22 protein-coding genes are annotated in these 20,695 nt (G+C 71.3%); 11 read left to right on the top strand and 11 right to left on the bottom strand.

The genetic code is table 11. From position 1 onward, the window contains the following. Window positions 1–24 precede the first annotated feature (24 nt). Window positions 25–1,275, top strand: a complete 1,251-nt coding sequence (locus tag G3I54_RS25050; protein ID WP_164617279.1) for a GNAT family N-acetyltransferase — start codon at window positions 25–27, stop codon at window positions 1,273–1,275. 24 nt (window positions 1,276–1,299) lie between these two features. Here G3I54_RS25050 and G3I54_RS25045 read toward each other — a convergent pair whose 3' ends face one another. After that, a complete protein-coding gene (locus tag G3I54_RS25045) occupies window positions 1,300–2,142 on the bottom strand; it encodes an ABC transporter permease (RefSeq protein WP_164617277.1) in 843 nt (280 codons plus the stop codon). After that, window positions 2,135–3,274 carry an ATP-binding cassette domain-containing protein gene (locus G3I54_RS25040; protein ID WP_239144562.1) on the bottom strand — a complete coding sequence of 380 codons (1,140 nt, stop codon included), beginning with the start codon at window positions 3,272–3,274 and terminating at the stop codon, window positions 2,135–2,137. The genes G3I54_RS25045 and G3I54_RS25040 overlap by 8 nt, the downstream gene beginning before the upstream one ends. 131 nt (window positions 3,275–3,405) lie before the next feature. On the opposite strand from G3I54_RS25040, the gene G3I54_RS25035 reads away from it, so the two are divergent. Continuing rightward, window positions 3,406–4,209: a TetR/AcrR family transcriptional regulator C-terminal domain-containing protein gene (locus G3I54_RS25035; protein ID WP_164617275.1), complete on the top strand. Its 804-nt coding sequence runs from the start codon at window positions 3,406–3,408 to the stop codon at window positions 4,207–4,209. Window positions 4,210–4,228: 19 nt separating this feature from the next. Continuing rightward, on the top strand, window positions 4,229–5,014 hold the full coding sequence (locus G3I54_RS25030; protein ID WP_203687135.1) for a TetR family transcriptional regulator: 786 nt from the start codon (window positions 4,229–4,231) through the stop codon (window positions 5,012–5,014). Window positions 5,015–5,055: 41 nt separating this feature from the next. On the opposite strand, the gene G3I54_RS25025 is transcribed toward G3I54_RS25030, so the two are convergent. From G3I54_RS25025 to G3I54_RS25000, 6 genes are all read right to left on the bottom strand, one after another. Beyond that, entirely contained in the window at window positions 5,056–5,874 is an 819-nt protein-coding gene (locus G3I54_RS25025; protein WP_164617273.1) for a phosphotransferase, read from the bottom strand. Between the two features lie 5 nt (window positions 5,875–5,879). Further along, window positions 5,880–6,623, bottom strand: coding sequence for an HAD-IA family hydrolase (locus G3I54_RS25020; protein ID WP_164617271.1), 744 nt, complete (start codon window positions 6,621–6,623; stop codon window positions 5,880–5,882). A 187-nt stretch (window positions 6,624–6,810) separates the two neighbouring features. Continuing rightward, window positions 6,811–7,833: a peptidoglycan-binding protein gene (locus G3I54_RS25015; RefSeq protein ID WP_164617269.1), complete on the bottom strand. Its 1,023-nt coding sequence runs from the start codon at window positions 7,831–7,833 to the stop codon at window positions 6,811–6,813. A gap of 119 nt (window positions 7,834–7,952) precedes the next feature. Further along, complete coding sequence (locus tag G3I54_RS25010; RefSeq protein WP_275408016.1) at window positions 7,953–9,488, bottom strand: MFS transporter; 1,536 nt, start codon at window positions 9,486–9,488, stop codon at window positions 7,953–7,955. A 144-nt stretch (window positions 9,489–9,632) separates the two neighbouring features. After that, window positions 9,633–10,121, bottom strand: a complete 489-nt coding sequence (locus tag G3I54_RS25005) for a MarR family transcriptional regulator (protein WP_164617267.1) — start codon at window positions 10,119–10,121, stop codon at window positions 9,633–9,635. A 51-nt stretch (window positions 10,122–10,172) separates the two neighbouring features. Then, window positions 10,173–11,096, bottom strand: coding sequence for a LysR family transcriptional regulator (locus G3I54_RS25000; RefSeq protein WP_164617266.1), 924 nt, complete (start codon window positions 11,094–11,096; stop codon window positions 10,173–10,175). Window positions 11,097–11,308: 212 nt separating this feature from the next. On the opposite strand from G3I54_RS25000, the gene G3I54_RS24995 reads away from it, so the two are divergent. Beyond that, entirely contained in the window at window positions 11,309–12,202 is an 894-nt protein-coding gene (locus G3I54_RS24995) for an NAD-dependent epimerase/dehydratase family protein (RefSeq protein ID WP_164617264.1), read from the top strand. Continuing rightward, entirely contained in the window at window positions 12,199–13,104 is a 906-nt protein-coding gene (locus tag G3I54_RS24990; protein WP_239144561.1) for an aldo/keto reductase, read from the top strand. The genes G3I54_RS24995 and G3I54_RS24990 overlap by 4 nt, the downstream gene beginning before the upstream one ends. Window positions 13,105–13,130: 26 nt before the next feature. Here the strand turns inward: G3I54_RS24990 and G3I54_RS24985 are convergent, their stop codons facing one another. Continuing rightward, the gene (locus G3I54_RS24985; protein ID WP_164617262.1) at window positions 13,131–13,985 is read right to left on the bottom strand and encodes an alpha/beta fold hydrolase; all 855 of its coding nucleotides are present in this window, start codon (window positions 13,983–13,985) and stop codon (window positions 13,131–13,133) included. 153 nt (window positions 13,986–14,138) lie between these two features. Here G3I54_RS24985 and G3I54_RS24980 point away from each other — a divergent pair, with 153 nt between their 5' ends. From G3I54_RS24980 to G3I54_RS24960, 5 genes are all read left to right on the top strand, one after another. Next, window positions 14,139–14,876 (top strand): VOC family protein, encoded by a 738-nt coding sequence (locus tag G3I54_RS24980; protein WP_164617260.1) that lies wholly within the window; start codon window positions 14,139–14,141, stop codon window positions 14,874–14,876. 298 nt (window positions 14,877–15,174) lie between these two features. After that, on the top strand, window positions 15,175–15,357 hold the full coding sequence (locus G3I54_RS24975; protein WP_343240409.1) for a hypothetical protein: 183 nt from the start codon (window positions 15,175–15,177) through the stop codon (window positions 15,355–15,357). 243 nt (window positions 15,358–15,600) lie between these two features. Then, window positions 15,601–16,449, top strand: coding sequence for a TnsA-like heteromeric transposase endonuclease subunit (locus G3I54_RS24970; protein WP_164617256.1), 849 nt, complete (start codon window positions 15,601–15,603; stop codon window positions 16,447–16,449). A 269-nt stretch (window positions 16,450–16,718) separates the two neighbouring features. Then, window positions 16,719–17,816 (top strand): hypothetical protein, encoded by a 1,098-nt coding sequence (locus tag G3I54_RS24965; protein WP_164617254.1) that lies wholly within the window; start codon window positions 16,719–16,721, stop codon window positions 17,814–17,816. Beyond that, window positions 17,813–18,289: a hypothetical protein gene (locus tag G3I54_RS24960; RefSeq protein WP_164617252.1), complete on the top strand. Its 477-nt coding sequence runs from the start codon at window positions 17,813–17,815 to the stop codon at window positions 18,287–18,289. The genes G3I54_RS24965 and G3I54_RS24960 overlap by 4 nt, the downstream gene beginning before the upstream one ends. Window positions 18,290–18,318: 29 nt before the next feature. On the opposite strand, the gene G3I54_RS24955 is transcribed toward G3I54_RS24960, so the two are convergent. Both G3I54_RS24955 and G3I54_RS24950 read right to left on the bottom strand, forming a co-directional pair. After that, window positions 18,319–18,900 carry a DUF6368 family protein gene (locus tag G3I54_RS24955; RefSeq protein WP_164617250.1) on the bottom strand — a complete coding sequence of 194 codons (582 nt, stop codon included), beginning with the start codon at window positions 18,898–18,900 and terminating at the stop codon, window positions 18,319–18,321. 558 nt (window positions 18,901–19,458) lie between these two features. Continuing rightward, complete coding sequence (locus G3I54_RS24950) at window positions 19,459–19,980, bottom strand: hypothetical protein (protein ID WP_164617248.1); 522 nt, start codon at window positions 19,978–19,980, stop codon at window positions 19,459–19,461. 192 nt (window positions 19,981–20,172) lie between these two features. On the opposite strand from G3I54_RS24950, the gene G3I54_RS24945 reads away from it, so the two are divergent. Beyond that, a complete protein-coding gene (locus tag G3I54_RS24945; protein ID WP_164617246.1) occupies window positions 20,173–20,688 on the top strand; it encodes a helix-turn-helix transcriptional regulator in 516 nt (171 codons plus the stop codon). Window positions 20,689–20,695 lie beyond the last annotated feature (7 nt).

Below are 20,695 nucleotides of genomic sequence, written 5' to 3'. Positions count from 1 at the left end.
GGCGCGCGTGCCTAGCGTGGAGGAATGAGCCTTGAGGTCCGTACCGTCACCGCGTCCGACTACACCGACTGGCTGAGGGCGGTGCAGAACGGCTTCCTGACGCCCGGTCGGCCGGGCGAGGACGATGCCGCGGACCGGCTCGCCGACACCGATCTCTCCCGTGTCCAGGGCGCTTTCGAGGCCGGGCGCTGCGTGGCGACGTTCCGCTCGTTCGCCCAGGAGCTGACCGTGGTGGGCGGGGCCACGGTGGCGGCCGACGCGATCAGCGGGGTCACGGTGACGCCCACGCACCGCCGGCGCGGACTGCTCAGCCGGATGATGGCGACGGACCTGGCGGCGGCCAAGGAGCGCGGCGAGCCGGTCGCCTCGCTGATCGCCGCGGAGTACCCGATCTACGGGCGGTACGGCTTCGGCCCCGCCGCCCGGGCCGCCGAGTGGGAGGTCTCCGTGCACCGGGCCCGCCTCGACCCGCGCCGCTCCGGGCAGCCGGCGGGCGGCGGCCGCGTCGAGATGGTCGACGGCGCCGACGTCCGCAAGATCGGCCCCGAGGTGCACGGAGCGCTGGCGGCCCGGCAGCCCGGTGTCGTGACCCGTGGCGAGCGCTGGTGGCGGCAGCGCACGGGGGCCGGGCCCCGCCCGGACCACGACAAGTGGGTCGAGCCCTTCTACGTGGTGCACCGCGCCGCCGACGGCACGGTCGACGGCCTGCTGGTGTACGGCGTGGACGACAAGTGGGGCGACGCCAACCAGCCGCAGAACACCGCCTCCGTACGGGACCTGATCGCGGTGAACCCGGCGGCCGAGCGGGCCCTGTGGCACTACCTCTGCTCGATCGACTGGATCGCCACGGTCCGCTCGGGCTACCGCGCCCCCGACGACCTGCTCCCGCTGCTGCTCCCTGACCCGCGCGCGGCCCGGATCGTCACCGACACGGACTGGCTGTGGCTGCGGATGCTGGACGTGCCGCGCGCCCTGGAGGCCCGGACCTACGGCACCGAGGCGTCGCTGGTCCTGGAGGTCCGGGACGAGGCGGGGCTGGCCGACGGCCGCTTCCTGCTGGACGCCTCGCCCTCCGGCGCGCGCTGCGCCCCGACCACCCGGAGCGCCGATCTGGCCCTGGGGGTGGGGGAGTTGTCCACGCTGTATCTGGGCGACGAGTCCGTGCGGCGGCTGGTGGACCTGGGCCGGGCCGAGGAGCTGCGGGCGGGTGCGGCGACGACGGCGGACGCGGTGTTCCGTGCGGGCCGGCGGCCGTGGTGCCCGGATGTGTTCTGAGTCCGGCCGACCGGTGGGTCCGGGTCAGCGCGTCCGCCGCCGGAACAGTGTCCCGGACGCGCTGATCGCCACCGCGAGCATGCCGGCGGCCCAGGCGAGCGCGATCCAGGGGGTGTTGCCCACGTCCTGGCCGAGCAGCAGCCCGCGCAGGGACTCGATGGCCGGGGTGATCGGCTGGTGGTCGGCGAAGCCGTGCAGCCAGTCCGGCATGTTCTCGGTCGGGACGAACGCGCTGCTCGGGTAGGGCAGGAACGACATGAAGAACGTGAAGCCGCTCGCCGCCTCCGGGGTCCGGGCCAGCAGGCCGATCGCCGCCGAGATCCAGGACAGGGCCACGATGTAGGCCACCAGCACGACGGCCACCAGGAGCCAGCCGCTCCAGGTGGCGGCCGGGCGGAAGCCGATCAGCAGCGCGACGCCGAAGACCAGGGCGGTGGCGCAGAGATTGCGGACGGTGCTGGCCGCCACATGCCCGGCGAGCACCGGCGTACCGCCCACGTCCAGGGAGCGGAAGCGGTCGATGATGCCGCCCTTCATGTCCTCGCTGACGGCGCTCGCGGTGGTCGCGGCGCCGAACCCGGCGGACAGGAGCAGGACGCCCGGGACGACGTACATGACGTACGAGTCGTAGTCCGTGCCGGTGTCGATCGCGCCGCCGAAGAAGTAGACGAAGATCAGCATCAGCATGATCGGCAGGGCCAGGGACGTGATCAGCGCGTCGGTGTTGCGGCTGCTGATGCGCAGGGCGCGGGCGGCCATGACGGCGGTGTGGGTGAGCGGGCCGGGTCCGTGGCCGGGGTCCCGTACGGCTCCCTCGGGGCGCCGGGCGGGGCTTCTTCGCTGCACGGCGGTGGCGGTGTCAGACATGGGTGGATGCCTCCGGGGTCGTGGGCGCGTTCGAGGGCGTGGACGTGTTCGCAGGCGTGGACGTGTTCGCAGGCGTGGACGTGTTCGCAGGCGTGGATGTGTTCGGGTCCGTGGGCGTGTTCGAGGTCAGGGCCAGGAAGACGTCGTCGAGGGTCGCGCTGTGCAGGCCGAAGCGTTCGATCTCGCTGCCGGTCGGGTCGATTTCGTCGAGCAGGGCGCGCACCTGGGCCGCCGAGCCGTCGGTGGGGAGGCCGAGCGTCAGGGTCTCGGGGGAGTGGTGGACGGCCCGGGCGGCCAGGTGGAGGTAGGCCTCGCGGCTGGTGAGGACCAGGTCGAGGCGGTGTCCGCCGACGCGGGACTTGAGGTCGGCGGCGGTGCCCTCGGCGGCGATCCGGCCCTGGTTCAGCAGGGCGATCCGGTCGGCGAGGCGGTCGGCCTCCTCCAGGTACTGGGTGGTGAGCAGGACGGTCGCGCCGCGCGCGGCCAGCTCCCGGACGACCTCCCAGAGCTCCTGGCGGCTGCGCGGATCGAGGCCGGTGGTCGGCTCGTCCAGGAAGAACACCCCGGGCTCCGGTGAGCCCACGAGCCCGGCGGCCAGGTCGAGGCGGCGGCGCATGCCTCCGGAGTACGCAACGACGGGGCGGCGGGCGGCCGCGGTGAGGTCGAAGCGCTCCAGCAGCTCCGCCGCCCGGCGCCGGGCGGCGGCCCGGGACAGCCCGGTGAGCCGGGCCATCATCCGCAGGTTCTCCTCGCCGGTCTGGGTCTCGTCCACGGCGGCGAACTGGCCGGTGAGGCTGATGGAGCGGCGCACCGCGCTCCGGTCGGCGACGACGTCGTACCCCGCGACGCGGGCGGTGCCGGAGTCGGCCTCGGTGAGCGTGGCGAGGATCCGCACGGTGGTGGTCTTGCCGGCCCCGTTCGGCCCGAGCAGGGCGAAGACGGTGCCGCGCCCGACCTGGAGGTCGATGCCGTCGAGGACCCGGGTGGCGGGCTTTCCGTAGGACTTGGTGAGGCCATACGCCTCGATGGTGCGGGCGTCGTCGGTGTCGGTGCCTGTGCTCTCGGCGGTGGCGTTGATTCCGGTCGGTGCGTTCGGGCCGTTCGGGCCGTTCGGGCCGTTCGGGTCGGTCATGTCGGGACCCCCTTCTGCGTATGGCATACGCGTTATTGCGTAAGCATTACGCATCCCTAGGATGGGGTCAAGGCGTACGGGGCGCGGGGCGCGGCGGCGGCGTGGACGGGACGCCGGGCGAAGGGGATGCGGTGACGGAGAAGAGCAGCTCGGACGGCGGCGACCTGCCGGCCAGCCTGGAGGCGGCCTGGGGGTTGCGGGACCGCCCGGCGAAGGGCCCGAAGCCCGGCCTGAGCCTGGAGCGGATCGTGGCCGCGGCGGTGGGCGTCGCGGCGGCCGACGGGCTCGGGGCCGTGTCGATGGGCCGGGTCGCGCAGGAGCTCGGGGCGTCCACGATGTCCCTGTACCGGTACGTCTCCGCCAAGGACGAGCTGTACGTCCTGATGCAGGAGGCGGCCGTCGGCCCGCCGGAGCCCCTGACCGCCCTGGAGACCGGTGCGGGCTGGCGGGCCGCGCTCGCCGAATGGGCGTCCGCGCAGCGCGACCGCTACCGCGCGAACCTCTGGGCGCTCCGGATCCCCATCGGCGGCCCGCCCGCGACGCCGAACTCGATCGCGTGGTGGGAACAGGGGCTCCAGGCGCTGGAGGACAGCGGTCTGGCCGAGGGCGACAAGACCTCGGTGATCCTGCTGATCTCCAACTTCGTCCGCAGCGAGGCGCTGATGGTGAGCGACCTGGCGGCCGCCGTCGCCACACGCGGGATCACGCCCGAGGAGCTGATGGCCTCCTACGAACGCACCCTCAAGCGACTCGTCGACCCCGAGCGGCACCCCGGGATCACCCGGCAGTTGGAGACCGGGGTGATGAGCGAGCCGGACGAGGTGGACTACGAGTTCACCTTCGGCATGGAACGCCTGCTGGACGGGGTGGAAGCGCTGGTCCGCAGGACGGCCGAGGGCTCCGGCGCCCCGGGCGGCGACGACGAATCCGCTTGAGATCAAGGGCGTACGCTTCATGGTCATGAGCGGAGAGAACGCCGGGAACGAGTCCGTGAGCGGAAGCGGACTGGGCAACGAGCCCGGAAGCGAGGCCGGGAACGGGCCCGTCCGCGAGCCCGGGAACGGGGTCGGCCACGGTTTCGGCGGGCAGGCCGCCGCCGGTCACGCGCGGCAGCGGCCCTCGGCGCCGCTCGGTCTGCGGGAACGCAAGAAGCAGCTGACCTACCAGGCGGTCTCCGACGCCGCCATCGCGATGTTCCTGGAGCGCGGCTTCGACAAGGTGTCCGTGGCTGAGGTGGCGGCAGCGGCGGACATCTCCAAGCCGACGCTGTTCCGGTACTTCCCCGCCAAGGAGGACCTGGTGCTGCACCGGTTCGCCGACCACGAGGACGAGCCCGCCCGGGTGGTCGCCGGACGCCCCTCCGGCGACAGCCCGCTGGACGCCCTGCGCCGCCACTTCCTCGACGGCCTGGACCGCCGCGACCCGGTGACCGGCCTGTGCGACGTGCCCGAAGTGCTGGCGTTCCTCCGCCTGTTGTACGGGACGCCGTCGCTGGTGGCCCGCATGTACGCCTACCAGGTCCGCTCCGAGGCGGCCCTCGCCCGCGCCCTCGGCGGCGGGGCGCCCGAACGGCTCGCGGCCGGGCAGATCGTCGCCGTCCTGCGCATCCTGGCCCTGGACAACTGGCGGCGTATCGACGCGGGGGAGAGTGCGGACCGGGTCTACGCGGGCGCGGTGCAGGCGGCCGAGGACGCGTTCGTCCAGCTGCGGACGGGCCTGGAGCCTAGACCGCGCGGCTGAGGGCTGCGGGGTTGAGGTCGCGTAGCCGCGCCAGGCGCTGGTCAGTCGGCGAGCAGGGCGGCCGTCAGCTCGCGGCGACAGTCCGCCAGCAGGCTCTGATGCCGGTCCCACTCCGCACGGCCGCTCTTCTCGTACGCCGCCACGTACGCCGCGTCCCCCCGCGCCACCCGCGACTCGACGAACGTCCGGCACACGGCGGTGGCCTGCTCGATCACCCCGGGCAGGGCGGCCCGGTCCGCGCGCCCCAGTCCGTAGCCGTCGGCCAGGACCTGTAGACGGTGCGACAGGTCGAGACCGGCGCGGCCCCGCATCGGCGCCCAGTAACGCGCCGCCATGGCCACGTCCCACACCGGGCGGCCCGGCGCAGCCAGGTCGAAGTCGATGAGGGCGGCCGCGCCACCGCTGCGGAACACCACGTTCTCCAGGCACACATCGTTGTGGCAGATCAGCGCGCCGGGAGCCGTCGCCCCCTGCGGGTCGGCCAGGTCGGCGGGCCAGCCCGCAGCGCGGTCGAACGGAACGGCCGCCGCCGCGTCGTGCATCCGCCGGAGCAGCGCCCCCACGGAGCGCAGGACCTCGTCCGTCCAGGTCCAGGCCGGATGCGGGGCGACGGCGACCTCGCCGGGCACGTACGAGAGCCGCTCGCGGAGACCGGAGGCGGAGACGCCCAGGGGCGTGGGCGCGCCGTCGAAACCCTGCCCGCGCAGCGCCCGGAGGTGGGCGTGCAGGGCGGCGACGTGCGGTGGAGCGGGACGTTCGACGGCGTCGCCGTGGCGGAGGACGGCTCCGGCGTTGGCCAGCCCGCCGGACAGCACTTCCGGCTTCCGGCTTCCGGGCGGTCGTTCCGGCTTCCGGTCCACGGGGGTCACGCGGTCACGTGGCCGGTGTCGCGGCCGGGCTGCGGAGCCGGCTCCGCGCAGGGCCCCAACGCGGCGCGCAGGTCGGCCGGTTCGCGGTAGAGGACGCCGGTCATGCCGAGGGCGGCGGCCGCGTCGACGTTCTCCTGCCGGTCGTCCACGAACAGGCACCGCGCCGCCGGTACGCCCGCCCGCTCGGCCGCGATGCGGTAGATGGCCGGGTCGGGCTTGGCCACCTGCTCCACCGCGCTGCTCACGACCGCGTCGGCCAGGTCGGTCAGGCCCAACAGGGCCAGGTCGTCGTCCAGTTGGAGGGTGGCGTTGGTGACGAGCACCAGCGGGACGTGGGTCCTGGCCCGCCGCAGCAGCGCCACCACCTCCTCGTCGGCCCGGAAGGGGGCGTCCGCGAGGGCTCGGCCCAGTTCACGGGCCCGGTCCGCGCCCACCCGCTCCGTGAGCCCCGCGGCGATCGCCTCCACCCAGGCGGCCGGGGTGATCCGGCCCAGGAGCAGCGGGAGATCGACCTCGGGCGCGTAGGCGACCTCGGTCGTCGCGCCCTCCGGCAGCCCGGCGGCCCGCTCCAGGGCGGCGAGCGGGGCGGTGTCGTAGAAGCGGACCACGTTGTCGAGGTCGCAGAGCACGGCGTCGAAGTCGCGGCCGACGGGGGCCGGTGCGGAGGCGCGTACGGAGGCGGGGGCGGCGGCGGAGACGATCGGCGTGCGGTCGTCGCGCGGGGCGTATCGCGTGCTCATGCCTGGTCTCCTACGTGGCCTTCGCTTCGGCCCTCCGGCGCTGCGACTCTGTGATGGTGCGGTTGTGCGGTGGTCTGTGTGGTCGACCATAACCGGCCGCCGGACCGTTCATGGCCGACCACAGCCGCCCTTCCGGGCGGCCTGCGGGACAGCACGCGTCACCGTGTGTCCCACACTCGGCGGCGGGTCAGCCGGTCAGCGCCCGCCAGGTCACCGGGCCCGCCTCGCCGTCGGCCACCAGGCGGTTGGCGCTCTGGTAGGCGCGGACGGCGCTCGTGGTGACGGAACCGAAGCCGCCGTCGACCGTCAGTCGGGCACCGCGCTTGTTCAGCGCGGTCTGCAGGGCCCGGACGTGGTCCCCGCTGCTGCCCTGCCGCAGCGTGTACACGAGCGCGGGCCAGGTGGCCGGGCCGACCTGGCCGTCGGCCACCAGCTCCTTGGAGCTCTGGAACCGCTTGACGGCGGCGACCGACACGGAGCCGTACTGCCCGTCGGCGACCAGCGTGTGGCCGCGCCGGGTCATCAGACGCTGGATCACGACGACAGTGGCCCCGCTCGCGCCCGGGTCGATCCTCGACCAGCCGCCGGCCAGGTCCACACCCCGGGCGGCCAGGAAGCCGACCGGGTTCACCGTGCTGCCGAGGCTTCCGGTGTGCGTCTCGAAGTGGAGGTGCGGCCCGGTCACATTGCCGGTCGCCCCCATGTCGGCTATCCGCTGCCCGGCGGTGACCGTGGCGTTGAGGGCGACCCGGTAGGCGCTGAGGTGCCCGTAGTACGTGTATTGGTTGCCGCCGTGCGCGATCACCAGGGCGTTACCGGTCCGGCCGGGCAGGCCCCCGCCCCACGACCGTCGGACGACCGTGCCCGCGGCCGCCGCGTGGACGGCGGTGCCCGTGGAGTTGCTGACGTCCTGGCCGGCGTGCGACGCGCCGCCTCTGGGCGCGCCGTAGTGACCGCCGGCCGGGAACCGGCCCAGGGCGGGATTGGCCCAGGCCCCGTTCTTCGCCGATGCCGATGCCGATGCCGATGCCGATGCCGATGCCGATGCCGTGGCGGCTCCGGCTGTCCCTGTCGGCAGGCTCAGGTTCACGGCGAGCGCGCCCAGGCCCAGGCCTGCCAGCAGTCCCCGACGGGACACCCCGTGGACCGGAGCATCAGCGTCCACGGACGTATCGGCCGGTGCGGCGGTGGTTGCGCAGGATCGGCACATCAGGTCTCCCTCGGAGCGGGCGGAGCGGGGCGGGCGGCCGGGAAGGCGGGCAGGGTACGTCGGACGAGCGGGACACGAGGGTCTACCCGCATAGACGGTAGGGTCGGCCGGCCGTCCTGTCAGGGGCCCACGGGCCCACGGCGGGGCCCAACATCCTTCCCGATGGTCGGTGTTGGGCCCTCGGGCGCTCCGCCGGTGCGCCCCGGCCGGAGCATCAGCGTCGCGACGACGAAGGCCGCCGCGAGGAGCCCCGCACCGACGGTGAACGCCAGCCGGTAGCCGCCGGTCAGCGCCTCGGCCGAGGAGCGTCCCGCGGCGCCGAGCGCCTCGGTCCGGCCGGCGGCCAGGGTGGACAGGACGGCCACGCCGAGGGCCATACCGATCTGCTGGGTCGTGTTGAAGAGGCCCGAGGTGAGCCCGGCGTCGTCGTCGCCCGCGCCCGACATGCCGAGCGAGGTCAGCGCCGGGAGCGCGAGTCCGAATCCGGCCGCGAGCAGCATCACGGGCAGCAGATCGGTGACGTAGTCCGCCCGTACCGGCAGCCTGGCGAGCAGCCCGAGGGCGGTGATCAGCAGCCCGATCCCGGTCAGCAGGACGGTCCGCTCGCCGAACCGGGCGGCGAGCCGGGCCGAAAGCCCCAGCGAGACCGCTCCGATGACCACGGCGGCGGGCAGCATGGCGAGGCCGGTGGCGGCGGCCCCGTAACCGAGGACCTTCTGCAGGTAGAGCGCCATGACGACCTGGAACGCGAAGAGCGCGGCCACCATCAGCATCTGGACGAGGTTGGCGCCGGACACCTTGCGCGAGCGCAGGATCCGCAGGGGCATCAGCGGGGTGCGTGCGGTGGCCTGCCGTACGACGAAGGCGGCGAGCAGGGCGAGGGCGAGGCCGCCGAGGCCCAGCGTGTGCGCCGAGAGCCATCCGTACGACTCCACCTCGACCACGGTGTAGATGCCGAGCATCAGACCGGCGGTGACGAGCAGCGCCCCGAGCGCGTCGGCCCCGGCGGCGAGGCCGAGGCCCCGGTCGGCGGGCAGGACGCGCCGGGCGACGAGGAGGACGGCGAGACCGATCGGCAGATTGATGAAGAAGATCCAGTGCCAGTTCAAGGCGTCTGTGAGGACACCGCCGAGTACCTGACCGATGGAGGCTCCGGCCGCGCCGGTGAAGGAGAACACGGCGATGGCGCGGGTGCGTTCGGCGGGTTCGGTGAACAGGGTGACCAGGATGCCGAGGGCCACCGCCGCGCTCATCGCGCTCCCGAGGCCCTGCGCGAAGCGGGCGGCGATCAGCACGGCGGGCGAGGCGGCGGCTCCGGCGACCAGAGAGGCGGCGGTGAACAGCACGGTCCCGGCCAGGAACATCGGCCGCCGGCCGATCAGGTCGCCGAGCCGGCCGGCCAGCAGGAGCAGGCTGCCGAAGGCGATCAGGTAGGCGTTCACCACCCAGCTGAGCCCGGCGGGCGTGAACCCCAGATCGTCCTGGATGGCCGGCATCGCGACGGTCACGATCGAACCGTCGAGCACGATCATCAGCATCCCCGTGGCGATCACGCCGAGAGCGAGCGCCCGGGTCCGGGGTGTGGGCGGTGATGGCGGCGGCTGCGGGGGCTGTGGTGGGCGGTGTGCGGAGGTGGGCAGGGCGTCGGCAGACATGGGTCCGCTCCTGTCGATGGAGGTGACGACAGAAGTGACCGTAGCAGATGGTTTTGTTGCGGACTATCTCTTACGGTCCGCTCGGCTTCCTGCTTCTTTCTGCTTCGTGCCGCTTCGCCCTTCCTCGCTCCTGCTTCCTGGTCCCTACTTCGCGGTCTGGCGTGCTCGGCGTACCGAGCGGGGGCTCTCCACGGGGGTGGCCAGATGTCCGGCGGCCAGCGCGTTCAGGGCCTTGAGCAGGGCGGTGCGGTCGCCCGCGTCCAGGGCCGCCAGGGCCTCGTCGTGGACCCGGTCGACGATGGCCTGGCTCTGCTGCGCGAGGGTGGCGCCCTTCTCGGTGACCGCGATGATCCGGGCGCGCCGGTCCTTGCTGGAGGGCCGGCGCTCGGCGAGGCCGGCGCTCTCCAGCGCGTCGACCGTGACGACCATCGTGGTCTTGTCCATGTCGCCGATCTCGGCGAGCTGGATCTGGGTGCGCTCCTCCTCCAGGGCGTGGACGAGGACGCAGTGCATGCGGGCGGTCAGGCCGATCTCGCCGAGGGCCGCCGACATCCGGGTCCGCAGGACATGGCTGGTGTGGTCGAGGAGGAAGGAGAGGTCGGGGGCGGTGCGGGTGGGTGTCATGGCGGTCATGACATCCAGCGTACTCATTCGATCCGTGATGGATCATCCGGAAAGGGATGGTTATGGGGCTCCCGGCGGCCCGTCGAGGATCCGGGACGCCAGCTCCTCGGCCAGGCGGGCTCCGGGGCCGCGACGGCGGCGGGCGAGGGCCAGACCCAGGTGGCGGCGCGGGCTCGGCCCGGCCAGCGGGAAGTCGATCAGCTCCGGGTCCCGGGTCAGGCCGATCTCGGGAATCAGCGCGATGCCGACGCCGGCGCGGACGAGCGACTGCGCGAAGCCGTAATCGGTCGCCGTGCACGAGATCCGCAGCTCCACGCCGGCCAGTTCGGCATGGCCGGCGAGCTGGACGGCCGACTTCCGGCAGCCCAGGATCCAGCGCTGGTCGGCGAGTTCGGCCAGATGCGGCGGATCCGGGCGGTCCAGGTAGCGCGCGGCGGCGGGGTGGTCGCGCGGCAGGACGACCCGCAGCGGATCCACGCCGAGGGGCGTCCAGTCCAGGCCGGACCGGTCGCCGGGCCGGGCGGGCGGCGGGCCGTCGAAGTGGTAGGCGAGGGCGAGATCGGCGCGCCCCTCGCGGACACCGGGCAGGCTCTCCTCCGGTTCCGCCTCCAGGATCGTCAGCTCCACCTCCGGGTGGTCGGCGACGAATCCGGAGAGCGCGGCGGGCAGCAGCCGGCGGCCGCCGCTGGCGAACGTGGCGACGGTGAGTGCGATCCGCTCGGCGGCCAGCCGGTCGATGCGCCGCTGGGTGTCGGAGAGTTCGGCGGCGATCGAGTCGGCCGCCTCCACCAGCAGGCGGCCCGCGTCCGTCAACGTGACGCCCCGGGTGGAGCGTTCGACGGCGGGCGCGCCGAGGCCGCGCTCCAGAGCGGCGATCTGCTGCGAGACGGCCGAGGGCGTGCAGTGCAGTGCGAGGGCCGCGCGGTTGAAGCTGCCGTGACGGGCGACCTCGCGCAGGACGGCCAGCCGCTGAACGTCGATCAACAGTTCTCCTAATGACGTGGTGCCTCGATCGACACTACCGCCGTTGACTGGAGCTGAGCAGACTCAATGCGGAAGACGCGGGACGGCGCGGGCCCGACGCAGGACAGCGCAGGCCGACGACGCAGGTCGACGCAGGGCAACGCAGGCCGACACGGGCCGACGCAGGACGACGCAGGACGACGCAGGACGACGTACGGGAAAGGTTTCGCGGCATGGACGTGTGCGTGATCGGAGGAAGCCGCCACTTCGGGCGCCGGCTGATCGGGGAACTGCGGGACTCGGGGGCGGCGGTGACCGTCGTGAACCGGGGGTCGGCGCCCGCGCCGCCCGGTGTGACCCATCTGCTCGCCGACCGCGACGACGAGACCGCGCTGACCGCGGCGCTCGGCGACCGGCGCTTCGACGTCGTGATCGACCAGGTCTGCTACTCGCCGGTCCAGGCGGCCGTCGCCGCCCGGGTCTTCGCCGGCCGCACCCGGCGCTATGTGCTGACCTCGACGGTCGAGGTCTACGCCGAGTTCGGTCGGCCGGGCGGACCGCCCGTACCGGAGGAGGCGGTCGATCCGTCGGCCGGGTCGTTCGACCTGGAACTTCCGTGGGCGGACGAACAGTTCCTGGAGGACCACTACGGCGAGGGCAAACGCCAGGCGGAGGCGCTGCTCGCGCAGGAGGCCCCCTTCGACGTGGCCACGGTCCGCACGGCACACGTCCTCGGCGGCGCGGACTTCACCGGCCGGCTCGCGCACTACGTCGAGCGGATCGAGCAGGGCCGGCCGGTGGTGGTCCACCCCGCGCCGCAGCCCGCGTCCTTCGTCCACGAGCCGGAGATCGCCCGCTTCCTGGCGTGGGCGGCAGCAGCGGAGTTCACCGGACCCGTCAACGCTGCGTCCCACGGAGCCTTGGACGTACGGGAGTTGTGTGCGGCGATCGGCCGCGCGACCGGTACGGAGCCGAGGCTGACCGACGGTCCTGACGAGCTCCTCTCACCGTTCTCCTTCGACCGCTGCTACGCGATGGACACCGGCCGGGCGTCCCGCCTGGGCTTCGACTTCTCGGCGGTCGCCGACTGGCTGCCGTACGTGATCAAGGAGGCGTCGGCGCGATGAAGTCCTCATCAACCCCTTCTCCGCCTTCGGCCGCCCGCATGATCGGCGGTATCGCGGTGGGATCCATCGGCCTCGGCGCGATGCCGCTCTCCGTCGAGGGCCGCCCGAGCGAGGAGCAGGCGGTCGCCACGATCCACGCCGCACTCGACGCCGGCGTACGGCTGATCGACACCGCCGACTGCTACCAGTGGTACGCCGGTGAACTCGGCCACAACGAACGGCTGATCGCCCGGGCGCTGGCCGCGTACGGCAGTGGCGCGGACGGGGCGCTGGTGGCGACCAAGGGCGGCCGGGGCCGGCCCGGCGACGGATCGTGGACGGTGGACGGCGACCCGCGCCACCTGCGCCGCGCGGCCGAGGTCTCGGCGGTCCGGCTCGGCGTGGAGGCCATCGGCCTCTACCAACTGCACAAACCCGACCCGGCCGTTCCGTTCGCCGAGTCGGTCGGCGCACTGCGGGACCTGGCGGACGCCGGTACGATCCGGGCGGCCGGCCTCTCCAACGTGGACGGGGAGCAGATCCGTACGGCGTACGAGATCCTGGGCCCCCGCCTCGTCTCGGTGCAGAACCGCTTCTCGCCGGCACACCTGTCCACCCGGGACACCCTCGACCTGTGCACCGAAATCGGTCTGGCCTTCCTGCCGTGGAGCCCGCTCGGCGGCATCTCGCGCAGCGCGGTGGACGACCCGGACGCGGCCGGACCGGCACCGGACACGCCGTTCCACGCCCTGGCCCGTACGCGGGGCGTCAGTCCACAACAGGTATGCCTGGCATGGCAGTTGGCCCAGTCACCGGTCGTGATCCCGATCCCGGGCGCCCGCCGGCCGGCCTCCGTCCGTGACTCCGCCGGGGCGGCGGGGCTCACGCTGTCGGCGTCAGAGGTGGCGGGCCTCCACCTCTGACGGCTGCCGACCGCCCCGAACGGGCGTCAGAGCGCTGCGAGTCCGGCGAGCAGCTCGGCGGCCGGCTTCGGGTGGACGAGCCAGCGCAGATGGCTGCCTTCGAGGGTCCGGACGTCGAAGAGGTTGTCGGGCGTGAGCGCGTCGGCCTCGCGGATCATGCGGTCCTGAACGGCGGGCGGAAGGCTGGTGTCGGCGGCCAGGCGCACATAGGTCCGGGGCACCCGGCCCCAGGTCGCGGCCTGCGCCCGGTCGGCCGACGTACCGACGTCGAGGTTCTCGTCGGGCTGGAAGGTATTGAGGAAGGTCCGGAACTCGTCATCGGTGAGGTCGGCGGCGAACGCGTGCTTGAACGCGTCGAGCGCCGCCGGGTCGGCCGTACGGAAGTTGACCCGCAGCAGCCCGAGTTCGGCCGGGTTCCCGACGAGCGCGAGGGCTAGGGCTCCCGCGTCGACATCGGCCATCTCCGGCTGGGCATAGTAGTCGTTCACGTCCAGATCGACGGGGCACCAGGCGGAGACGTAGACGATCCGGTCGATCAGGTCCGGCCGGGCGTTGGCGACGGCGGTGGCCGTGACGCCGCCCCGGCTGTGGGCGACGAGGACGGTGGGCCCGTTCCGCTTGGCCCGTTCGAGGACCTCGATCACGTGGGCCACGTTGTCCGCGAGGGTGACGCCCTTGATGGCCCCTGGTTCCGCGGCCAGCGCACCGAGATCCTGGGGTGCCTGGTAGGCGACGGGGTACGTGGCCCCGAACCCGTGCCCCGGAAGGTCGACGGCGACCGAACGATGCCCGAGCAGGCCGAGTTCGGCTTGGAGCGGCGCGAAGGAGAACGAGTTCGCGAAGGCTCCGTGGACAAGGACGAAGGTCGGAAGAGTAGGCATGCTTCCCAGGCTCCAACGGAATGATCTTCGAAGGCAAGGCCCGGGAGACGAGGTTCTCGGGTCAGGGAGGGTCGACCGCGACCACGACCACGACCACCTGTCTCCCATCGACCTGAGCAGCCGCCTTCCGGCGGAGCTTTTAGGATCTTCGGCATGGCAACGCGACTCGTGCAGATCAACATGAAGGCCCATGACGACTCCGCGCTCGGCAGGTTCTGGGCGGAGGTGCTGGGCTGGGGTGTCGACAGCGAGGGCCCCGGCGTGACCAACCTCGAGCCCGTGGGCTTCACCTACCCCGACCCGACGGCCGTCTGCATCGACCTCATCGCCCGCCCGGAACCCAAGACGGCCAAGAACCGCGTGCACCTCGATCTGGCCACCACATCGGCGGCCCATCAGGCGGAGTTGGTCGAGCGGCTGAAGGGACTCGGCGCGACGCTCGCCGATGTGGGGCAGGGCGACGTTCCCTGGACGGTCATGGCCGATCCGGAAGGCAACGAGTTCTGCGTCCTGGAGCCCCGTCCGGTCTACCGGGACACCGGGCCGATCGCCGCGGTGGTGGTGGACTGCGCCGACCCACGGGAGATGGCCCGGTTCTGGGGCGAGGCGATGGACTGGACGCTGCACGAAGTCACCGACGACCGCGCGACCATGCGTTCCGCCAAAGGCGTCGGGCCCTACCTGGAGTTCCTTCGTACTCCCGACACCAAGAGCGGGTGGAACCGCGTCCATCTCGACGTCCGCCCCTACCCCGGTGACGACCTCGCCGCGGAAGCGGCCCGACTGCGCGCACTGGGCGCCACCGACCCCGACTTCGACCGTTCCGCGATCTCCTGGACGATCCTGGCCGACCCGGAAGGCAACGAGTTCTGCCTCCTCGCGCCTCGCTGAACCCGACCGACGGCTCCAACCGGTCGGAATGTCAGTGGTGCTGGCTACTGTGGAGGTAGTTGACGAGATCCTTGAGAGGCAAGGTGCATCGGTGATGACGGCCAACTGTTGCAACGCTCCGGCAGAGGACCAATAGGCGCGTCTGGCCGACGCTCCCCTGTTGCGACGCCCGACGGGCGGCGACGCTGTGACGTGCATCCGGCGCGGGCTCGGTCCTGCCCTGATCCAGGTGACGGCGCTCCGACGGAGTACGGGAGGGCCCTGCTTGTCTGCCACCACTTCTACCTGCGATCACCGCGTGTATCACGTTGTCGTCATCGCGCTGGCATCGGTCATCGCCGGGCTGATCGCGGGGATCGGCTGCGTCGCTCTCGGCCAGTCCCCCCTCACCGCCATGGCGTCCGGCGGTGCTGTCCTCGCATTCACCTACGGCGCCGGCATGACCGCCGCGTCGCACGTGAGTAAGCGCCAGGAGCGGTAGCCGGAGCCGGTCGGGGGCGGCCGTCGCGCCCGCCCCTGACCCGTGGGCGCTCACGAGATGTGACTCGCAGCGATAACTGTCACCGAGCGAGAGGCCTGACCTGGCCTTCTCGGTCACGTTCGCAGCGATGGTTGTCACCAAATGCTCGGCCTAGTTGTCACAAGGTTCGTGTTCGCAGTCGGGTTGTCACCAATTTCGAAGCGCGCTGGTGGGGGCGCCGTGGGCGTGCGTTTGCTTGAAGGCATGGCCGATGAGTACGGACTGCTGCCTGCGGCAGCCCCTGAGGCGGGGGCGGTGTGGCCGCACCGCTGCCGCTGGGACGACTTGCTCCTACGGGTGTCGGTTGCTTCCGGACGTCAGGATCTGGATCTCTCGGATGGCTGGACTCGTCGCTGGGCGGCCACCTTGAACCTCGGAGGCGGCGAACTGATCGTGCCGGTTCGGGACCTTGCTCAGGTTCAGCTTCCCTGGGTCGGGCCGGTTCGCTGGTTCTCGTGGCATCGGCGGCAGCGTCACCGGCCTGGGCTTCAGTACATGGTGAGCACAGGGCGGCATCACGGCTTCGAGAATCTGGAGGAAGCGAAGGTCCTGCTTGCGCTGGACTTCGCCGGCCAGGTGCGGGAGGTGGTCCCGCAGCCCTTGAAGCTGCAGTTCCGGACCGGCGGCGGGCCGCGTGTCCATGTTCCGGACTTCCTGGTGCTGTCCCGGGCCGGGGTGTGTCTGATCGATGTCCGCCCGCTCGACCGGGTGCGCGCGAAGGATGTCGAGTCGTTCGCCGCCGCCTTTGAGATGGCTCTGGCTTGCGGCTGGGAATACGTAGTGGCCGCAGGCTGGAGGCGGCACGTCTTCACCGGGCTGGACGCTTTGTCCTGCCAGCGCCGCCCGCTGCCCGATCCGCTCGGGCTGCGGGCGGACCTTCTGGAACGGGCCCGGGCCCGGGTGACGTTCGGGGAACTCGTGGCCGCCTCCACGGTTCCGGTGCTTGCTCGGGCGGAGTTGCTGCACCAGCTCTGGCACCGTTCCCTCGGTATCGATCTCTCTGTCCCGCTGAGTGACCGCTCGCTGGTCGAGCCCGCAGATGAGGCCCTGTGAATCCTCGGCTGGCGCTTGATCTCGCTCCGGGGGCCGGGCTCGTCCTGGACGGGGTGGAGTGGACTGTCGAACGGCATGAGCCCCATCTGGGACGGGTTGTAGTACGCGATCCGGCGGGAGCCCGTCAGCAGCTGACCTTCCGGTTCCTCGTCAACCATCCGACTTGTCGGCCGTCCTCGCGCACAGCGGCCGACGGCCCGGACCGCGGGCGGCAGCCCGCGTCCGTGGCTGATCTTCCGCCGGGGAAGCTGGAGTTGGTCCGGCTACGAATGGCCCACCTGCTGGAGGTGGGCACTGGGTTCCGTAGCGGGAATTCGGAGGATCCCAGGCCGGGAGAGCCGAGGCCGTGCTACGACCCGGCCATCACCACGCTGACCGAGCGACGGTGGGCCAAGGTCGCCGAGCTGGCAGCGATGGACCGGCAGGAGGCCCGGCTGTTGGGACTGGATCGGGTCGGATACCGCACGCTGATCCGCTGGGAGCGTGGCCGTGAGCGGTCCGGGCTGATCGGATGCGCCGATGACCGGTGGCTGCGGCCGGGCGGGCGCCGCCCGAGCATCGGCCCGGAGATCCGGGAAGCGATCTTCGCGGTCCACGCCGAACTGCAGGGCCGATCCCGGGTCGGGATGGCCACCCGCACCCGCCTGATCCATCAGTACGTACGAGAGACCTACGGGCCCGACCTGCACGTCCCGTCCTACAACACGCTGCGGCAGGTCTGGCACGAGTGGTTTGGCCCCAGCGGGGCACGGCCGCGCAACCTGGGGGCGGCTGATCTGCCGGTACGGTCCGGGCATGTGCTGGTCGACCGTCCCGGGCAGGTGGTCGCCCTGGACACCACGGTGCTGCCGGCGATGGTCCGCGAAGGTGTCTTCGGCGAGCCGGTCAGGGCCCACCTGACCCTCGCGCTGGATGTGTTCACCCACTCGCTCTGCGCTTTCCGGCTCACTCTGGTGTCGGACACCGCAGTGGACGCGGCGATGATGCTGCGGGACGTGATGCTGCCGCTGCCGATGCGGCCGGAGTGGGGACCGGAGATGGAGTGGCCGTATCCGGGACTGCCTGCCTGCCTGCCTGCCTGCTCCGCCATAACTGCTTCGAATGTGGACATCCCGGCCTGGAGGCCCAGGGCGTCTCCCTCATCCCCCGAATCAAGGACGAAGACCTCCACCCCAACCAGTGCCGCACCGTCGTCGAAGGCCGGCCGGGTCGCCTCGATGCCCCGGTCTGCGGCGCCCGCCATCACCAAAGCCGCCCACCCACCTGCAGCGAAGCCTTCCTCGAAACAGCCCTCGCGCTTCAGAGAGAACTGCTTATCGCTCTGGGGCCCGACGGCCCACGAGAAGTGGGAAACGTTGGCTGGATGATCGACACCAGTCAGTACTTCATCGACTTGCACACCGTCGCCGGCCTCATCACCCTGACCTGGCCAGCAGCCCGAGACCTTGCCCTCAGTGACGAACACGCCCGAATCCTTGAGCGCGACGCTCAGCTGAGGGAAGACCTTAGGGGCCGCCTGCACGCGGTCAGAGGCAAGTTCCACTACCTTCACGTGCTGACTGGCCCCGCCCCCGACTCCCGGGCCTACGTGGCAGCGACCAGCATTGCCCACCAGATCTTGAAGGGCACTGACCTACGAGCTTTGGAAAAACTCGCTCCGATCCATGCACATCTGCAGAAGGTTCAGGGCCCTGTGAAAGCTGAGGGCGACAGGATGCGCAACTCTCCGAGGAACTCCCCGCCACTGAGGTTCCTCCTCACCCACACGACTCCCGCCACCATCGAGGGAATCCACCAGTACGCGACAGCACGCGACCGCGAGTGGCGACCTGCACCGTGAGCCGGGACGCGACAATCGACGCTAAAGCGCTACTTGATCAAGTGGAAGTCGGGATGTTGCAGCCAGGCTTCCAGGAACTCCACGTCTCCGACATGTCGAAGCCACCGGTCCCCACCGCCGGTGTCATAGGAGACCTCCACGAGCCTTCCCGGGAGCTCTGATGCCAGTGCTCTCGCCCGGGCCAGGACTGCCTCGTTGCTCGTGTCCTCTCCCGTGGTGCGGTGACCACCCAAGAGGCCGTCGAAATCGACCAGCGCATCGAGACGGCGGCCGAGAGCGAGCGTCAGGTGGCCGAGCAGCACGTGGTTCACCGGGCCCGAGCAGCCGGCGCCGAGGATCAGCCCCTGCACTGGTGGCCGCGAGAAACCCGAGTAGTCCTCGTCCTCGGCAGGGATCTCCTCGTCCTCCGACAGGAAGAACACGCCGACGCCGGCCGGGTCGAAGGCCTGCAGGCCCAGGGCCGAACCGTCTCGCACCCAGAAATCCACGTCACCGCTGGCCTTGGCCTCCACCGGCTCGCAGAAGGTCTCCAACCACGGGACCACATCGGCCAGGATGTCCGCGAACCCGCGTGGTTCGAAGAGCCACAGTCCAATTGCCGGTCCCGACATACCGCCCCCCCCCAGAGCTTCGTGGCCCAAGTGCCACCGGGACTCGGTTCTACCAGGTCCCGACGGCAGACATCTGATCATTGTGGGCCACAGCCCAAGCTCAAGATCGATTCCAGCGCTGGAGCGCTCCGGTTCAGTCCGCCAGGGACAGTTACCGATCGACGTCGACGGGAACTCCACGCGTCTGCAGCCGGGCCTTCAGGAACTCCATCTCCGACAACGTCCCCACCAGACCATCGTGGGTCAGTTCCCCGACCAGTTCACGAGCCCGCGACAACGAGGCCGCTGAGACCTCCCGAAAGACCTTCAAAGCTGGGACGAGACTGGGAACCGAGCCAACCAACCGCAGCCTGACGGACCCGTGCGCCGTGAGGAGAGCCTCCCGAACATCATCAGGTGCTGGTTCCGGACCAGCGTGTTCGCACAGGTAGGTGCCACAGGACCCGCAAGAGAACTCCGAATCCCACCACAACTCATCGTGAAGGATGAACTGGTTCACCTGCCGCATCGCCATGCTGCCGCACTCGCAAGGCGATGCGATCTTCGCGGTCTGACCGGTCACCCGGGCTCCCCGACGTTCCACTCCCGCGGCAGATCCTCGCCGCAGAAGACGCATACGAAGTCCTCCTCCCGCACGATGTTGAGCTCCCGGCAGGAGTGGCATCGGCGAAAGACGACCTCGTGCGTGAATCCGGGCGGTCGATGGATCCCGATCCGATCCAGAGCCTCGGCCACGGCGGGCCATGAGCTGATGTCCGGGCAGTAGCCGGTCGATTGGTTGCTGACCTCCTCGACCACCCACCGCCCGGACTCCTCACGGAAGCTCATCTCACCGGCGCTCAGCACCTCTCCGCCGCCGGCACACACCACGTGTTCACTGCGGCGCGGAGCCAGTCGCAGCACTCCGCCGCCATCGACGACGAACGTGAACGGCTCGGCCAACTCGTCCAGGGTCAGCGCCGAGACCCACTCGCCAAAGTCCGCCGCTGAGCGGATGCTCCGCCCTTCACCACCCGTCCGGACGAGCTCCTTCAGCTCAGGCGGACCCACATACCGATACCTCTGCCCCCGTGTCTCCACGCACACGAACCTAGTGGCTCACACAGCCAGGGCTTGGGGGATTACCGCTCGGCGACTACGGGCGACTGGTGACAGAAATCCCTGCGAAGTGACAGTTATCGCTGCGAGTCACACGAGAAGACGGGCGTGGCGCGCGACACTATTGCAAGCATGTGCTTGCAATAGTTAGCAAGGGTGTTGCACTATCGAGTCATGGCATCACTCAACGTCGGCAATCTCGGTGAGTACCTGCGGGAGCAGCGCCGTGCAGCGCAGCTCTCGCTGCGGCAGCTCGCCGATGCCACCGGGGTGTCGAACCCGTATCTCAGCCAGATCGAGCGAGGTCTGCGCAAGCCCAGCGCGGACGTGCTCCAGCAGGTCGCCAAGGCGCTGCGGATCTCGGCCGAGACCCTGTACGTACGTGCGGGGATCCTCGACGAGCGGGAGCGGGAGGAGCTGGAGACGCGGGCGGTCATTCTGGCCGATCCGTCGATCAACGAGCGGCAGAAGAACGTTCTGCTGCAGATCTACGACTCCTTCCGCCGCGAGAACGGCTACGCCCCCGGGCCCGACGCGGACGTCGAGGTGGACGTCAAGGCGGACGGGACTGCGGATCCGAAGGCGGATGTCGATGCCGACGCCCGCACGGGCCGCGATGCCGGGCCCCGTAACGGCGACGACGCCGGTACGGACGTCACCGACACCGAAGACCAAGACCCTCACAGCTAGCAGCTGG

Origin of the sequence: Streptomyces sp. SID14515 (assembly GCF_010548505.1) — a bacterium.
Taxonomy (GTDB): Bacteria; Actinomycetota; Actinomycetes; order Streptomycetales; family Streptomycetaceae; genus Streptomyces; species Streptomyces caviscabies.
The sequence above is the reverse complement of the archived record's forward strand: the minus strand, read 5'-3'. Positions and strand labels throughout refer to the sequence as shown.

What these genes read in the sequence shown, in the direction of transcription:
- G3I54_RS25050 (WP_164617279.1), top strand. Translation starts at nt 25, where the DNA reads ATGAGCCTTGAGGTCCGTACCGTCACCGCGTCCGACTACACCGACTGG.
- G3I54_RS25045 (WP_164617277.1), bottom strand. Translation starts at nt 2,142, where the DNA reads ATGTCTGACACCGCCACCGCCGTGCAGCGAAGAAGCCCCGCCCGGCGC.
- G3I54_RS25040 (WP_239144562.1), bottom strand. Translation starts at nt 3,274, where the DNA reads ATGACCGACCCGAACGGCCCGAACGGCCCGAACGGCCCGAACGCACCG.
- G3I54_RS25030 (WP_203687135.1), top strand. Translation starts at nt 4,229, where the DNA reads ATGGTCATGAGCGGAGAGAACGCCGGGAACGAGTCCGTGAGCGGAAGC.
- G3I54_RS25020 (WP_164617271.1), bottom strand. Translation starts at nt 6,623, where the DNA reads ATGAGCACGCGATACGCCCCGCGCGACGACCGCACGCCGATCGTCTCC.
- G3I54_RS25015 (WP_164617269.1), bottom strand. Translation starts at nt 7,833, where the DNA reads ATGTGCCGATCCTGCGCAACCACCGCCGCACCGGCCGATACGTCCGTG.
- G3I54_RS25010 (WP_275408016.1), bottom strand. Translation starts at nt 9,488, where the DNA reads ATGTCTGCCGACGCCCTGCCCACCTCCGCACACCGCCCACCACAGCCC.
- G3I54_RS25005 (WP_164617267.1), bottom strand. Translation starts at nt 10,121, where the DNA reads ATGACCGCCATGACACCCACCCGCACCGCCCCCGACCTCTCCTTCCTC.
- G3I54_RS24995 (WP_164617264.1), top strand. Translation starts at nt 11,309, where the DNA reads ATGGACGTGTGCGTGATCGGAGGAAGCCGCCACTTCGGGCGCCGGCTG.
- G3I54_RS24990 (WP_239144561.1), top strand. Translation starts at nt 12,199, where the DNA reads ATGAAGTCCTCATCAACCCCTTCTCCGCCTTCGGCCGCCCGCATGATC.
- G3I54_RS24985 (WP_164617262.1), bottom strand. Translation starts at nt 13,985, where the DNA reads ATGCCTACTCTTCCGACCTTCGTCCTTGTCCACGGAGCCTTCGCGAAC.
- G3I54_RS24980 (WP_164617260.1), top strand. Translation starts at nt 14,139, where the DNA reads ATGGCAACGCGACTCGTGCAGATCAACATGAAGGCCCATGACGACTCC.
- G3I54_RS24970 (WP_164617256.1), top strand. Translation starts at nt 15,601, where the DNA reads ATGGCCGATGAGTACGGACTGCTGCCTGCGGCAGCCCCTGAGGCGGGG.
- G3I54_RS24965 (WP_164617254.1), top strand. Translation starts at nt 16,719, where the DNA reads ATGGCCCACCTGCTGGAGGTGGGCACTGGGTTCCGTAGCGGGAATTCG.
- G3I54_RS24960 (WP_164617252.1), top strand. Translation starts at nt 17,813, where the DNA reads ATGATCGACACCAGTCAGTACTTCATCGACTTGCACACCGTCGCCGGC.
- G3I54_RS24955 (WP_164617250.1), bottom strand. Translation starts at nt 18,900, where the DNA reads ATGTCGGGACCGGCAATTGGACTGTGGCTCTTCGAACCACGCGGGTTC.
- G3I54_RS24945 (WP_164617246.1), top strand. Translation starts at nt 20,173, where the DNA reads ATGGCATCACTCAACGTCGGCAATCTCGGTGAGTACCTGCGGGAGCAG.